This window comes from Citrobacter sp. BDA59-3 (assembly GCF_015167655.1).
GTDB classification, from domain to species: Bacteria; Pseudomonadota; Gammaproteobacteria; order Enterobacterales; family Enterobacteriaceae; genus Phytobacter; species Phytobacter diazotrophicus.
On sequence record NZ_CP063427.1, the window covers coordinates 422,704 to 437,282 of the forward strand.

Genomic DNA, 14,579 nt, shown 5'->3' on the forward strand with positions numbered 1-14,579 from the left:
CCCCTTGAAGGGGGAAAAACCCATCCCCATCTCTCTGGTCACCAGCCGGAGAACCGATTGCGGGCCGGCGTCACCCATAACTGATAATGACTTTCTCAAAGGAGAGCTATCAATGAGTATTCGTCCGTTACATGATCGTGTGATCGTCAAACGTAAAGAAGTTGAATCTAAATCCGCTGGCGGCATCGTTCTGACCGGTTCTGCAGCAGGCAAATCAACTCGTGGCGAAATCATCGCTGTCGGTAAGGGCCGCATCCTGGAAAACGGTACAGTGCAGCCACTGGACGTGAAAGTGGGCGACATCGTGATTTTCAATGATGGTTACGGTGTTAAAGCTGAGAAGATCGACAATGAAGAAGTGTTGATCATGTCCGAAAGCGACATTCTGGCAATTGTTGAAGCGTAATCCGCGAACGACACTGAACATACGAATTTAAGGGAAAGATTAAAATGGCAGCTAAAGACGTAAAATTCGGTAACGACGCTCGTGTGAAAATGCTGCGCGGCGTAAACGTACTGGCAGACGCAGTTAAAGTGACCCTGGGCCCGAAAGGCCGTAACGTAGTGCTGGATAAATCCTTCGGCGCGCCGACCATCACTAAAGATGGTGTTTCTGTAGCACGTGAAATCGAACTGGAAGACAAGTTCGAAAACATGGGCGCTCAGATGGTGAAAGAAGTTGCCTCTAAAGCGAACGACGCTGCAGGCGACGGTACCACCACCGCTACCGTACTGGCGCAGGCTATCATCACCGAAGGCCTGAAAGCTGTGGCTGCGGGCATGAACCCGATGGACCTGAAACGTGGTATCGACAAAGCCGTTCTGGCCGCTGTTGAAGAGCTGAAAGCACTGTCCGTACCGTGCTCTGACTCTAAAGCGATTGCTCAGGTTGGTACTATCTCCGCTAACTCCGACGAAACCGTAGGTAAACTGATCGCAGAAGCGATGGACAAAGTCGGTAAAGAAGGCGTGATCACCGTTGAAGACGGTACCGGTCTGCAGGACGAACTGGACGTGGTTGAAGGTATGCAGTTTGACCGCGGTTACCTGTCCCCTTACTTCATCAACAAGCCGGAAACTGGCGCAGTAGAACTGGAAAGCCCGTTCATCCTGCTGGCTGACAAGAAAATCTCCAACATCCGTGAAATGCTGCCGGTTCTGGAAGCCGTTGCGAAAGCAGGCAAACCGCTGGTTATCATCGCAGAAGACGTTGAAGGCGAAGCGCTGGCGACCCTGGTTGTCAACACCATGCGTGGCATCGTGAAAGTGGCTGCGGTTAAAGCACCGGGCTTCGGCGACCGTCGTAAAGCTATGCTGCAGGACATCGCTACCCTGACTGGCGGTACCGTGATCTCCGAAGAGATCGGTATGGAGCTGGAAAAAGCGACTCTGGAAGACCTGGGCCAGGCGAAACGCGTTGTGATCAACAAAGACACGACTACCATCATTGATGGCGTGGGCGACGAAGCGGCAATTCAGGGCCGTGTTGGTCAGATTCGTCAGCAGATCGAAGAAGCGACTTCCGATTATGACCGTGAAAAACTGCAAGAGCGCGTAGCCAAACTGGCCGGCGGCGTTGCGGTTATCAAAGTCGGTGCTGCTACCGAAGTTGAAATGAAAGAGAAAAAAGCACGTGTTGAAGATGCCCTGCACGCGACCCGTGCTGCGGTAGAAGAAGGCGTGGTTGCGGGTGGTGGTGTTGCGCTGATCCGCGTAGCAAGCAAAATCGCTGGCCTGAAAGGTCAGAACGAAGACCAGAACGTGGGTATCAAAGTTGCGCTGCGCGCAATGGAAGCTCCGCTGCGTCAGATCGTGCTGAACTGCGGTGAAGAGCCGTCTGTTGTGGCTAACACCGTGAAAGCGGGCGACGGTAACTACGGTTACAACGCATCTACCGAAGAATACGGCAACATGATCGAGATGGGTATCCTGGATCCGACTAAAGTGACCCGTTCTGCGCTGCAGTACGCGGCATCTGTAGCCGGCCTGATGATCACCACCGAGTGCATGGTGACCGACCTGCCGAAAGGCGACGCGCCTGACTTAGGTGCTGCTGGTGGTATGGGCGGCATGGGCGGTATGGGCGGCATGATGTAATTGCCCACACCCTGCATCCTTCAGGCTGCAGATGCGTTGGCTGCGTTTGCTAACCCCAGTCACTTACTTGAGTAAGCTCCTGGGGATTAACAAACTTGCCGCCTTCCTGCAGCCAGAATGATTTGGGTGTTCATCTCCCAGAATTGAAAAACCCCCGGGCAGAAATGGCCGGGGGTTTTTCTTTTGGTCATCTTTTTAGTATAAGATTCAGACACGGACGCAAGACGTCCAGCTCATTGATTGTGGGGAATAACATGCACGTTAAATATTTAGCAGGGATTGTCGGCGCAACGTTGTTACTGGCAGGCTGTAGCGCCGGTAATGAGCTTTCTTCGGGCGGGCAGAATGTTCGCTTCGTAGAAGATAAACCTGCAGCAAACTGTCAGTATCTGGGTACCGCAACGGGTAAACAAAGCAACTGGCTTTCTGGTCAGCATGGTGAAGAGGGTGGTTCAATGCGCGGTGCGGCTAACGACCTGCGTAACCAGGCTGCGCAAATGGGCGGCAACGTGCTGTTCAGCGTCTCCAGCCCGACACAAGGCTTTATGTCCAGCTTCGTGCCGACAGCCAGCGAAATGACCGGTCAGGTTTATAAATGCCCGCAGTAACGTAAGCTGCATTGCTCCCATTTATAAATGGGAGCAGTGATCCTGATGTTGTCTGTATGTTTTATTTTTCATATTATTTTTCTAAACTCGCGTTTTAATCGTAACTCTTTAATTTTTAATCATATTTTTTATTGGTTTATAAATTAAAATCGAACGTCTTTTATTTTTATCTCCTACGTATATTAAGATTTCTTAAGCTTTCACTTGTGTGAGAGTTTTCACATCTTTTTTTCAATTCGTAAAGTAAAAGTTAACTTAACGCTAAAGTTTTAATAAAGCGCTCCGATAAATAAAACCGAAGTGTGAAAGGACTCTCCCTCATGGTGGTTATTCATCATGATATATCTAAGATACTAAAGTTAAATTGGAGAGGTATGATGAACATCACCAAACGGTTATTACTTGCTTTTTCTCTACTTATCATTAGCTTGATTGGCACGAATATCATTGCAATGATTTCTTTATCAAAAATTAGTGAGGACACTAATTATTTCCAGGAAAACATTCTTCCCAGCCTGACGACAATGAATAAGGAAATGATTCAGGCTACTGGCGTTCGTTCGCAACTTTATTTGCATGGTTTAACCGAAGACCAGGCGCAAATGGATGTCATTAAACAAAATGCCAATAAAATTTATGATGAGCTCCTTGCAAAACATCAATACTATATCAAAGAATTAGCTTCAGACCCGCGCGACGTAGAGCTTAGCAATAAAACACTTGCAGATTTACAGGCGTTCCGTGGAGCGATGGATCAATATTTTAAAATATCAGAATCCAATGACCGCAAGGCGATTATTACAGCCATGCAAAAAGGCGGATTAATCGCAGATAAAATTGCTACACTACTTGCTGACTTTAATGATCAGATTGACTACAACACCTCTTTAGTTGTTCAGGCGAATGCAGCCAGTAAATCGCTTATTAGCAAGGCACTGATTTTATCAGTGAGCGCAACGCTGGCTGCCACCATTCTTCTTGGGCTGTTTGGTCTGCTTACGGTTTTAAATATTCGTCGCCGTTTAAATGCCATGAGAGATGGCATGGTGCAGATCAGTGAAGACCTTGATCTCAGCAAAAATCTGCCGGCCGGCCGCCAGGATGAAATTGGCCATGCCATCACGGCATTTAACCATCTCGTTGAGCGGGTGGCGGAATCCCTCAGTATGGTGAGAAATGCTTCTGCTTCGGTAAATACTGCGGCAAACGAAATTTCTTTAGGCAATGATGAGTTGTCAGCGCGTACTGAACAACAATCTGCCGCCGTTGTTGAAACTGCGGCCAGTATGGAAGAGCTGAGCTCGACGGTAAAACAGAACGCGCAAAACGCCCAACAGGCGAGTTTGCTGGCTGTTACCGCGTCCGATACGGCGAGTCAGGGCGGTATTGTTGTGGGGAATGCCGTGAGTCGGATGAAAGATATTATCGAAAGCTCACGCCGCATCTCTGAAATTACCACCGTTATTAACGGTATCGCGTTCCAGACCAATATTCTGGCGCTCAATGCCGCCGTTGAGGCTGCGCGTGCGGGCGACCAGGGGCGCGGGTTTGCCGTTGTTGCCGGAGAGGTTCGTTCATTAGCTCAGCGCAGCTCACAGGCTGCAAAAGAGATTGAAGCGCTCATCGGCGAGTCAGTCCATTTTGTAGAAGAAGGTGCAAAACAGGTCGATCTGGCGGGTGAAAGTATGAGTGGGATTGTTCACTCCGTTACCCAGGTGAAAGATTTGATGCAGGAAATTGCCGCAGCGTCTGACGAGCAAAATCGGGGTATTGCGCAGATTGCTCAGGCCATGTCTGAAATGGACACGACAACACAGCAGAACGCCGCTCTGGTTCAGGAATCGTCTGCTGCTGCGGGAAGTCTGGAAGATCAGGCGGTCAAGCTGCAACAACTGGTTGATGTATTCCGTTTACCGGGGATACAAACGGCCGCCGCCGCGTCCAAAGCCCCTAAACGTCCTCTTAAAATGTCCCCTGTGTCTGCGGCTGCAGGCCATGATGCAGGTTGGGAGACGTTCTAAAGCAGGGCTTTACTGTAATAGCGTCGCACCTTTTGTTCAGGTGCTGGTAATTCTATCGCTGCCACGGAATATCGTGGCAGCGTTTTCGCTATATTATTTTTTGGCTTTTTTTACAGATGGTTTCACCGTGACCTGATGGCGTATCTGGTTCAGCGTATGCATGCATCTATCCAGATTAAGCGGTTCACCCTCTTGCACGTTAATAGCCTGAATGTGTACCTGACAGGCTTTATTGGCGAGTTTTCCCAGCCGTGGGCTGAAAGCCAACAGTCTTTTGGCGATCGCCTGGATTTCAGGAGTATCGGGAAGGCTTCTGGTTTTGATCACCGTACCGCAGAAAGTGGATTTTTTCTTTGTCCCGGCATAGTGGTACAGAAGAATTAAATAATGATCAAACAATGCTGTTTTCCACTCCGGCTGGGTATAGGTATCGTAGACCATCTTACCGTCAGGCTGGCAATCAACATCATATAGTGGAAGAAAATCCAGTAACGAAGAGATACGCAATGCCAGGTCTCGCATACCAGCGTTATTAATGGCATGAATTAAAACATGGGTAAGCAACTCTATTTGCAGCTCATGAACTTCGAAGGTGAACTTTTCATTATTATGTAACTGCAACGTGAAAATGAGTTTCCCTTCATCGTAGGTGAAATTATCAATGGCGTTTACGCGATAATTTATATCTGCCTTTTCCAGTTCTTCCTTTTTTAACTCAGGAATATGGCCGTGCATTGCTTTAGTTACCGCAGTTTGCGCTGCGATGAAATCATCCCGTCGAGTACCGTCCAGTTCTTTTTGCTTGGAGAGATGATATTCCATGGCGACAAAAAGATCGCGTAAAGTTAAAGCCGGAAAGAAAAGCAGCTTTGTGTCACTCTTTTTAATGTTTAGTTTTAGCGCGACGGCGAGGAACTCGTCATTGTTACGTATTACGCCTGCGTTGACACCCGTAATATTCATTTCCATTATGGTTCTCCATAACCATTGTTAAAAATTATATATCCAACTGAAAAAATAGAATTGGTGAATATATTATCTGATATAAACTTAAAAAGAGGATTAAAATACCATAATAAAAGCAGTGAACAATCAGATATGCTAAAAAATCGAGGCTGGATGAGAAAACACTATCGTTTTCTTAAATACAGGAAAGCGATGCATCCCTGCACCACTTTTCTGTTTGAACGGTTAGCTTCTATTGTTGCCGTAACTGCAAATCCAGTGGTGTTTTGCTGGGCTCACCGCCAATTTCCCGGGCCAGTTTCGGCACCATATAGCCTGAGATCAGCGTCAACAGCTCCCGCATAATTTCCCGCGCTTCATCATCGCTTACCATGAAATGGGCCGCGCCCTGAACTTTATCCAGCACATGCAGGTAGTAAGGCATCACGCCAGCATCAAACAACGCGTTACTGAGGTCTGCAAGCGTGCGGGCATTATCATTAACGCCGCGCAACAACACGCTCTGATTAAGCAGTGTTACACCCGCCCGCCGCAATTTTTCCATAGACGCGCGAAAGTCGTCATCGATTTCCTGGGCATGATTGATATGGTTCACCAGCAGAATTTGCAGGGAAGAACCTGCAAGGCGGGAGACGAGTGTGTCGGTGATCCGCGCCGGAATGACAATCGGCAGCCGGCTGTGAATACGCAAGCGCTTGATATGTGGAATGGCTTCAAGCTGCGCGATCAGCCAGTCCAGTTCATGATCTTTCGCCATCAGCGGATCGCCACCGGAGAAAATGATCTCATCAAGTTCCGGTTGCTGGGCAATATAATCCAGCGCAACCTGCCAGTTGCGTTTATTGCCCTGATTTTCCGCATACGGGAAGTGGCGGCGGAAGCAGTAGCGGCAGTTTACCGCACAGCCACCTTTAACCAGCAGCAGTGCACGGTTACGGTACTTATGCAGCAAGCCAGGCACCACACTTTCCTGCTCTTCCAGCGGATCGGTGCTGTATCCTGGGGCGGCAACAAACTCTTCTCTCGCCGTCAGGACCTGACGTAAAAGCGGATCGTTGGGGTCGCCTTTTTTCATTCTCGCGGCAAAAGCAAGGGGCACGCGCAGCGGGAACAGGCGTTTTGCTTCGCGTCCGGCGGTTAAATTTTCGTCAGTGTCTATATTTAAAACACGCAAGAGTTCATCTGGATCGGTTATTACATCGGCAAGTTGCACTAACCAATCTTCTCTGGATGGGGTATTTAGGGTTACAATATGCGCCATTTTGTGGCTTAGCTACCAGTTAACATTTTTAGAGGGCCTTTATGGCGACTTACTATAGCAACGATTTTCGTGCCGGTCTTAAAATCATGCTCGACGGCGAACCTTATGCAGTTGAAGCCAGCGAATTCGTTAAACCAGGCAAAGGTCAGGCATTTGCGCGTGTTAAACTGCGTCGCCTGCTGACTGGCACCCGTGTAGAAAAAACCTTCAAATCTACTGACTCTGCCGAAGGCGCAGATGTTATCGATATGAACCTGACTTACCTCTACAACGACGGTGAGTTCTACCATTTCATGAACAACGAAACCTTCGAGCAGTTGGCTGCCGATGCGAAAACCGTTGGTGACAGCGCGAAATGGCTGCTGGATCAGGCTGAGTGCATCGTGACGCTGTGGGATGGCCGTCCGATCGCTGTGACTCCGCCGAACTTTGTTGAACTGGAAATCATTGAAACCGATCCAGGTCTGAAAGGTGATACCGCGGGTACCGGTGGTAAGCCGGCTACGCTGAGCACTGGCGCAGTGGTTAAAGTTCCGCTGTTCGTACAGATCGGCGAAGTGATTAAAGTGGATACGCGTTCCGGCGAGTATGTCTCCCGCGTGAAGTAATTCACTTTATCTTTTAGGCTGCCTCTTTGTTGGCTGTGCTTAGAGAAACCCCAGTTAACCTGATAAATAGTTTGCTGGGATTTCTGCCTTGTCGCCACAATGCAGCCTGAATGATTTGTCTATTGTGAAATGTTGGTGCGCTCACCTTATTGCACCTTTGCTTTTCCAGGGCAGGAATGATGAAACGTCTTCTCAGTCTTGTAGCACTCTTTATTCTCACCACCACTTTGCTGGCGGGCTGCAATACCGCGCGTGGCTTTGGTGAAGACATCAAACATCTCGGCAACTCAATCTCACACGCTGCGAGTTAATTTCTTCCTGTCGTCCTAAAAATCGCCGACATTCCGCCAGGTTGCGCAATCTTGTCTATCCTTAAGTGGCTATGCACAAACAATATTGGCTACATAAGGAAGATATTATGGTTAAGAAGACATTTGCTGCGATCTTTACTGTACTGGTTCTTTCCTCAGCGCTGACTGCTTGTAACACCACGCGTGGTGTCGGTCAGGATATCTCTGAGGGTGGTAGCGCTATTTCTGGCGCAGCGACAAAAGCGCAGCAGTAATTCCTGCCAGTACGCGGTACGGCCAGTGCCGTACCGTTAATTCAGGTTATCTTGCAAGTTGTCCGGCGCTTCGGGAAGCGAAAGGAACGGTGTAAAGCGGTTACCCATTCCCAGCTTCATCCGAATATTGCGCTTGTAGGTATACACCGTCTTACCGTTGATGCTCATTTTGGACGCAATAGATTGATTGCTGCGGCCTTCCATCCACAATGACAGTACTTTTTCTTCCTGGCGTGTGAGCAACGGGGTGGCTATTTGTGGCCCGGTTCGCACGGGGCGGGACAGAACGGCATGAGCAATGACTTTAGCCAGCGTTTCCATCGACTCGCTTTTTTGCAGCGTTGCCTGTACCTGATACTGGGCACAATACGCCATGAGTTGAGCATCTTCCCCTGACTGCAAAAGGATAAGGTGGTTATCTTTTCCGCAGGCGGTGAATAGTGAGGAAAGTTGCTGAATATGGTGGAGATCATTCTTAAAGCCGTAAAGATCGGCAATGATCAAGTCCGGCTGCCATTGCACAATATGTTCTTTTGCCAGCATCAGGTTATTCAGCGAAGTCACAAGGAATGAAGCCGGGAAAAAGTCAGTCTGATTGAGCCAGCTTTCCAGCCCCGTACGGGTGAAGTAACAACGGTCAATCAAGAGAATTTTAAACATATTTTTCTTCGCAGTAAGAATATTGACGCACGGCTTCCCGTTGCTGGCAGCACTTCATCATAGGGGGTACTTATGGGGAATAAATGCGCGAACTGCGTTGCTATCTGTAGCTATTTCTTGCTTTAAGTCACTTAAATCTGCGCAATTCCGCAAAAATTGCATTCCGTTTGTAACCAGGTCAAAATTTATCTCTCTCAACCAGCCTGTCGGGACGACCCGATTGCGCAACACTCAATGGGGACGGCCCCGCACTGGAGCCACCTATGTCATGGATAATTCTTTTTATTGCTGGTCTTCTTGAAGTCGTTTGGGCTATTGGCCTGAAATACACGCACGGTTTTACCCGCCTTGTACCCAGCGTGATTACCGTAACGGCGATGATCGTTAGCGTCGTGATGTTGTCATGGGCGATGAAAAGCCTGCCCACAGGAACGGCGTATGCCGTCTGGACAGGCATTGGCGCCGTGGGGGCTGCTATCACGGGGATTGTGTTATTCGGTGAATCGGCGAATCCCGCGCGCCTGCTAAGCCTGGCACTGATTGTCGCGGGGATTATCGGCCTCAAGCTCAGTACGCCTTAAAGGGTCTGATTTATCCACAGAAGTTTTTCAACCGCAAAACCTTCGCGGGCTGCGATATCAACGAGCTGTTTTTTCACCGCATCCGGAAGCGTCGGTGTGCGTGACAAAATCCACAGATAGTCCCGATCCGGCCCGCATACCAGCGCATATCGGTAATCTTTGTCCAGCGCAATGACGTTATAGCCGCCATAGAAAGGACCGAAGAACGAGACCTTAAGTGCGGCCTTACGCGTATCACCGGTAAAGTACGCCTTCCCGACCGATTGTTGCCACATGCCGCGTTCCGGATTGTAGCCTTTATTGATGACCTGAATGCCGCCGTCATCCATTGTGCTGTAGGTCGCGGTCACCTTTTCCAGGCCACGCTCGAAGCGGTGGTCAAAGCGGGCAATTTCATACCAGCGGCCAAGGTAACGTTGCGCATCGAAGTTATCCACCACGGTGACGCCAGAAGGGGGAGTAGGAGAGCTACAGGCTACAACCAAAAATGCTGCAGCAGCCGTTGCGATAATCGGCAACAAACGCATGATTTTTTCCTTTCAGTTTTTTACTTAAGTGTAGAAGCTGGCGGGAAAAATGCTCTCCCGCCAGAGCGGGAGAGCGAGGTGAATTAAAGGAAGATGACCCCGATCAGTGTGACCACGGTCAGAATAGCGGCGAGGCCATAGAAGACCCATTTCCCGCTGGGGATATGGACTTTAATATCATGCATGGCATGGTGCAGACGGTGCAGCCCGCACCATAGCGGCAGAACAATCATCAGGAATAAAAACGCACGGCCGATAAAGCTTTGGGCGAATGCCAGTACACGTTCGTAGCCGAGCGCTTCACCGGGGTAGAGACCCAGCGGTAGCAGCACGCCAACCAGCAGAATCATCACCGGCGCGATAATCGCACTCCACATGCCGCCTGCGCCGAACAGCCCCCAGAAGACGGGTTCATCGGAACGTTTTGGGTTTGGATTGATCACCTTTGGCCTCCTTACCAGAACAGTGCAACGAAAAGAATGACCACCGTCGCCAGCACGGTCACGGCCCACAGCCCTCTGATAACCGGCTCGGGTTTAAGCTTTTCGCTTTTGATGATGATATTCGACGCTTTTGGCGCCAGTTCAAACCAGGTTTTGGTGTGCAGCAACGCTGCCGCCAGGGCAATCAGGTTCAGGATCACCACTATTGGGTTTCGCAGGAAGGTAACAAATCCTTCCCAGGATTCCGGGCCATGTTTTAAGGAAAAAAGTCCGCAGATCAAAATGATGCTGAACCATACCGCCGGTAACGCTGTTCCTTCACGCAGCATATAGAAGCGATAAAACGGCAGCGATTTCCACCAGGTCGACGGCATTGGCCGGACATAGGGTTTGCGTTTAGTCGTCATGATGCGCTCCTTAGCGTGGTTTCAGAGTGGCGATAAGAAAGTCTTTCGAGCTTTCCACTTTGCCCTGCTGGATAGCGGCCGCCGGGTCGACATGTTTCGGGCACACTTCCGAGCAGTAGCCCACAAAGGTACAGCTCCAGACGCCATTTGGACTGTTCAACTGCGGCATACGCTGCTGTTTCCCGTGGTCACGGTTATCCAGGTTGTAGCGGTGCGCCAGCGTGATGGCCGCCGGGCCAATAAACTCCGGATTGAGGCCAAACTGCGGACATGCCGCATAGCACAGGCCACAGTTGATACAGCCGGAGAACTGATGGTATTTCGCCATCTGCGCCGGGGTTTGCTTGTTCGGCCCCTGATCCGGTGTCCGAGAATTGCCAATGATGTACGGCTTAATGGCCTCCAGGCTTTCGATAAAGTGGGTCATGTCGACCACTAAATCGCGCTCAACAGGGAAATTGGCCAGCGCCTCGATTTTTAGCCCTTTCGTGTAGTCACGTAAAAACGTTTTACAGGCCAGCTTCGGCACTTTGTTGACCATCATGCCGCAGGAGCCGCAAATCGCCATACGGCAGGACCAGCGATAGCTGAGGTCCGGCGCCAGGTTATCCTTTATATAACCCAGCGCGTCCAGCAGCGACGTTTGCTCATCGTAAGGCACATCATAAAAGGCGCTGTGCGGAGCGGTATCCACTTCCGGGTTATATCGCACCACCTCAACTTTCAGGGTTTGCATCTCAGCCATGGGTCGACTCCTTCTTCTCAGCGGCTTCCGCTTCGCCACCATAAACACGTTTCGCAGGCGGCAGCGTCGTTATCTTCACGTCGCTGTAATCGAGACGGGTAGTACCGTCTGCGTCCCGGTACGCCAGGGTGTGCTTGAGGAAGTTGACGTCATCGCGCTCCGTGCAGCCTTCATCCAGACGTTGATGCGCCCCGCGCGACTCTTTACGTGCCAGCGCGGAATGAGCCATACATTCGGCGACGTTCAGGCCGTGCCCCAGTTCGATGGTATAAAGGATGTCGGTATTAAACACGCTGGAAGTATCGGTGATGCGCACGCGTTTGAAACGCTCTTGCAGCTCCGCCAGTTTATCAACGGTTTTTTGCATCAGGTCTGGCGTACGGTAGATACCGCAGCCTTCTTCCATTGACTCACCCATTTCGTCGCGAATTTTCGCCCAGTTTTCTGTACCTTCCTGATTGACCAGATTTTTCAGGCGTTGCTCAACGTCGGCGGCCTGTGCATTCAGCGCTGCGTCGCTGGCTGCTGTCGCGGAGGCGGCACGCGCCATTGCTTGTTCACCTGCCAGACGACCAAACACCACCAGCTCTGCCAGCGAGTTTGAGCCAAGACGGTTTGCGCCATGCAGACCAACAGATGAACACTCACCCACAGCAAACAGCCCTTTGATACGGGTTTCGCACTGCTGATCGGTTTCGATACCGCCCATGGTGTAGTGCGCGGTGGGGCGTACCGGAATCGGTTCTTTTACCGGATCCACGCCAACGTAGGCTTTTGCCAGTTCGCAAATAAATGGCAGACGTTCCAGCAGTTTTTTCTCACCCAGATGGCGCAAGTCGAGATGAACGACATCGCCGCGCGGGGTCGAAATGGTGTTGCCTTTACGCCATTCATGCCAGAACGCCTGAGACACTTTGTCGCGCGGCCCCAGCTCCATATATTTGTTCTTCGGTTCGCCCAGCGGGGTTTCTGGCCCCATGCCATAATCCTGCAGATAACGGTAGCCGTTTTTGTTGACCAGGATACCGCCTTCGCCACGGCAGCCTTCCGTCATCAAAATACCGGAACCCGGCAGCCCGGTGGGGTGATACTGGACAAACTCCATATCACGCAGCGGTACGCCATGAGCAAGCGCCATGCCCATTCCGTCGCCGGTGACGATACCACCATTGGTGTTGTAACGGTAAACGCGACCCGCACCGCCTGTCGCCATAACGACCGCGTTGGCACGAATCTGCACCAGCGTGCCTTCCATCATGTTCATCGCGACCAACCCACGCACCTGGCCATCGTCGACCAGAATATCCAGCACGAAGTGCTCGTCGAAACGCTGAATTTGCGGGAACTGAAGTGATGCCTGGAAGAGGGTGTGTAGCATATGGAAGCCGGTTTTATCTGCGGCAAACCAGGTGCGTTCGATCTTCATGCCGCCAAAGCGGCGAACGTTGACAGAACCATCGGGGCGACGGCTCCACGGGCAGCCCCAGAGTTCAAGCTGGGTCATTTCGGTGGGGCAATGACGGACAAAGTAGTCAACGACATCCTGCTCGCACAGCCAGTCGCCACCGGCTACAGTGTCGTGAAAATGGTACTCGAAGCTATCATGATCCTGTGCAACGGCTGCGGAACCGCCTTCTGCGGCCACGGTGTGGCTGCGCATGGGATAAACTTTTGAAATAAGGGCGATTTTAGCATTTGGATTTGCCTGGGCGGCTGCTATGGCGGCACGTAAACCCGCGCCACCCGCGCCAATTACAGCAAGATCGGCTTGAAAAGTTTGCACGACATTCCTCCTGATTATTGTTATTTCGCAACCCTTTCTGATCTGACCAGCCAGGGCCTCGAATACGATTCCACTGCTCCTTTATTGGTATGCATTATAATCTTAGGATGGTGAGGGAAATTTGACCTGTTCGATTTTTTTAACGTATGAATGGCCTAAAACATCATTGATTTTGATTAATTTAATTACAAAACTCCCAACCTTTAGTGATTTTACCTCCCGTCGGTGAACCTTATTCCGCTCAAAATTTGTCTCTCTGAGCTGATACGGGTAGACTTCGTGCCCTTGTTTGAATTCGGAGAACGTACCATGAGCGAGACGGCAACCTGGCAGCCGAGCGCATCCATCCCTAACTTATTAAAACGCGCAGCAATTATGGCGGAAATTCGGCGTTTCTTCGCCGATCGCGGCGTGTTAGAGGTGGAAACGCCTTGTATGAGCCAGGCCACGGTAACCGATATTCACCTGTTCCCGTTTGAGACCCGTTTCGTTGGTCCCGGCCATTCGCAAGGGATGAATCTTTATCTGATGACCAGCCCGGAATACCACATGAAGCGCCTTCTGGCGGCAGGATGTGGCCCGGTTTTTCAGTTGTGCCGTAGCTTCCGTAATGAGGAAATGGGGCGTCATCATAATCCTGAGTTCACCATGCTGGAGTGGTATCGTCCGCACTACGATATGTATCGTTTGATGAATGAAGTGGATGACCTTCTGCAACAGGTGCTGGAGTGTCCGGCAGCGGAATCACTCTCTTATCAGCAGGCTTTCCAGCGCTACCTGGAAATCGATCCGCTTTCTGCGGATAAAACGCAACTGCGTGAAGTGGCGGCGAAGCTTGATTTAAGCAATATCGCAGACACTGAAGAAGACCGCGATACCTTGCTGCAACTGCTGTTCACCATGGGCGTTGAGCCACATATCGGCAAAGACCGTCCGGCGTTTGTCTACCACTTCCCGGCAAGTCAGGCCGCGCTGGCGCAAATCAGCACCGAAGATCACCGCGTGGCGGAACGCTTTGAGGTCTACTTCAAAGGTATTGAACTGGCGAATGGTTTCCATGAACTGACCGATGCCCGCGAACAGCAGCAGCGTTTTGAGCAGGATAATCGCAAGCGTGCCGCACGTGGCCTGCCGCAGCAACCGGTGGATACAAATCTGCTGGAGGCCCTGAAGGCCGGTATGCCGGATTGTTCCGGTGTGGCGCTGGGCGTTGATCGCCTGGTGATGCTGGCGCTGGGGGCGGAAAGCCTCGCCGAGGTAATGGCGTTTACCGTCGATCGCTCCTGATTTTTCGGCTTCACCATCCC

Annotated in this window: 17 protein-coding genes; 9 read left to right on the forward strand and 8 right to left on the reverse strand. The window is 50.8% G+C overall.

The window, feature by feature from the left end:
- The first annotated feature begins 112 nt into the window (after window positions 1-112).
- From IP582_RS01970 to IP582_RS01985, 4 genes are all read left to right on the forward strand, one after another.
- The gene (locus tag IP582_RS01970; RefSeq protein ID WP_007372708.1) at window positions 113-406 is read left to right on the forward strand and encodes a co-chaperone GroES; all 294 of its coding nucleotides are present in this window, start codon (window positions 113-115) and stop codon (window positions 404-406) included.
- Between the two features lie 44 nt (window positions 407-450).
- Window positions 451-2,097: a chaperonin GroEL gene (gene groL / locus IP582_RS01975; RefSeq protein WP_071194324.1), complete on the forward strand. Its 1,647-nt coding sequence runs from the start codon at window positions 451-453 to the stop codon at window positions 2,095-2,097.
- 254 nt (window positions 2,098-2,351) lie between these two features.
- On the forward strand, window positions 2,352-2,705 hold the full coding sequence (locus IP582_RS01980; RefSeq protein WP_039077845.1) for a DUF4156 domain-containing protein: 354 nt from the start codon (window positions 2,352-2,354) through the stop codon (window positions 2,703-2,705).
- A 374-nt stretch (window positions 2,706-3,079) separates the two neighbouring features.
- Window positions 3,080-4,726, forward strand: coding sequence for a methyl-accepting chemotaxis protein (locus tag IP582_RS01985; protein ID WP_304489549.1), 1,647 nt, complete (start codon window positions 3,080-3,082; stop codon window positions 4,724-4,726).
- Window positions 4,727-4,819: 93 nt separating this feature from the next.
- On the opposite strand, the gene yjeJ is transcribed toward IP582_RS01985, so the two are convergent.
- Both yjeJ and epmB read right to left on the reverse strand, forming a co-directional pair.
- The gene (gene yjeJ, locus IP582_RS01990; RefSeq protein WP_193794931.1) at window positions 4,820-5,695 is read right to left on the reverse strand and encodes a YjeJ family protein; all 876 of its coding nucleotides are present in this window, start codon (window positions 5,693-5,695) and stop codon (window positions 4,820-4,822) included.
- 229 nt (window positions 5,696-5,924) lie between these two features.
- Window positions 5,925-6,953 carry an EF-P beta-lysylation protein EpmB gene (gene epmB / locus IP582_RS01995; protein WP_193794932.1) on the reverse strand — a complete coding sequence of 343 codons (1,029 nt, stop codon included), beginning with the start codon at window positions 6,951-6,953 and terminating at the stop codon, window positions 5,925-5,927.
- A 41-nt stretch (window positions 6,954-6,994) separates the two neighbouring features.
- Here epmB and efp point away from each other — a divergent pair, with 41 nt between their 5' ends.
- The 3 genes from efp (at window position 6,995) to ecnB (ending at window position 8,126) form a co-directional block, all read left to right on the forward strand.
- Complete coding sequence (gene efp / locus IP582_RS02000; RefSeq protein ID WP_039077842.1) at window positions 6,995-7,561, forward strand: elongation factor P; 567 nt, start codon at window positions 6,995-6,997, stop codon at window positions 7,559-7,561.
- Between the two features lie 176 nt (window positions 7,562-7,737).
- Complete coding sequence (locus IP582_RS02005) at window positions 7,738-7,872, forward strand: entericidin A/B family lipoprotein (protein ID WP_193794933.1); 135 nt, start codon at window positions 7,738-7,740, stop codon at window positions 7,870-7,872.
- 107 nt (window positions 7,873-7,979) lie between these two features.
- The gene (gene ecnB / locus IP582_RS02010; protein WP_039077840.1) at window positions 7,980-8,126 is read left to right on the forward strand and encodes a lipoprotein toxin entericidin B; all 147 of its coding nucleotides are present in this window, start codon (window positions 7,980-7,982) and stop codon (window positions 8,124-8,126) included.
- Window positions 8,127-8,162: 36 nt separating this feature from the next.
- Here the strand turns inward: ecnB and IP582_RS02015 are convergent, their stop codons facing one another.
- Window positions 8,163-8,786 (reverse strand): response regulator transcription factor, encoded by a 624-nt coding sequence (locus tag IP582_RS02015; RefSeq protein WP_193794934.1) that lies wholly within the window; start codon window positions 8,784-8,786, stop codon window positions 8,163-8,165.
- Window positions 8,787-9,049: 263 nt separating this feature from the next.
- Between IP582_RS02015 and sugE the strand changes: the two genes are divergently transcribed.
- Window positions 9,050-9,367 carry a quaternary ammonium compound efflux SMR transporter SugE gene (gene sugE / locus IP582_RS02020; RefSeq protein ID WP_193794935.1) on the forward strand — a complete coding sequence of 106 codons (318 nt, stop codon included), beginning with the start codon at window positions 9,050-9,052 and terminating at the stop codon, window positions 9,365-9,367.
- Here the strand turns inward: sugE and IP582_RS02025 are convergent.
- From IP582_RS02025 to frdA, 5 genes are all read right to left on the reverse strand, one after another.
- A complete protein-coding gene (locus IP582_RS02025) occupies window positions 9,364-9,894 on the reverse strand; it encodes a lipocalin family protein (protein ID WP_039077837.1) in 531 nt (176 codons plus the stop codon). The genes sugE and IP582_RS02025 overlap by 4 nt on opposite strands.
- Before the next feature lie 83 nt (window positions 9,895-9,977).
- The gene (gene frdD / locus IP582_RS02030) at window positions 9,978-10,337 is read right to left on the reverse strand and encodes a fumarate reductase subunit FrdD (protein WP_039077836.1); all 360 of its coding nucleotides are present in this window, start codon (window positions 10,335-10,337) and stop codon (window positions 9,978-9,980) included.
- An 11-nt stretch (window positions 10,338-10,348) separates the two neighbouring features.
- A complete protein-coding gene (gene frdC, locus IP582_RS02035; protein ID WP_193794936.1) occupies window positions 10,349-10,744 on the reverse strand; it encodes a fumarate reductase subunit FrdC in 396 nt (131 codons plus the stop codon).
- Between the two features lie 10 nt (window positions 10,745-10,754).
- Window positions 10,755-11,489: a succinate dehydrogenase/fumarate reductase iron-sulfur subunit gene (locus tag IP582_RS02040; protein WP_107223980.1), complete on the reverse strand. Its 735-nt coding sequence runs from the start codon at window positions 11,487-11,489 to the stop codon at window positions 10,755-10,757.
- A complete protein-coding gene (gene frdA, locus IP582_RS02045; RefSeq protein ID WP_193794937.1) occupies window positions 11,482-13,272 on the reverse strand; it encodes a fumarate reductase (quinol) flavoprotein subunit in 1,791 nt (596 codons plus the stop codon). Before frdA ends, IP582_RS02040 begins: the two co-directional genes overlap by 8 nt.
- Before the next feature lie 309 nt (window positions 13,273-13,581).
- Here frdA and epmA point away from each other — a divergent pair, with 309 nt between their 5' ends.
- Complete coding sequence (gene epmA / locus IP582_RS02050; RefSeq protein WP_039077832.1) at window positions 13,582-14,559, forward strand: elongation factor P--(R)-beta-lysine ligase; 978 nt, start codon at window positions 13,582-13,584, stop codon at window positions 14,557-14,559.
- Window positions 14,560-14,579: the final 20 nt, after the last annotated feature.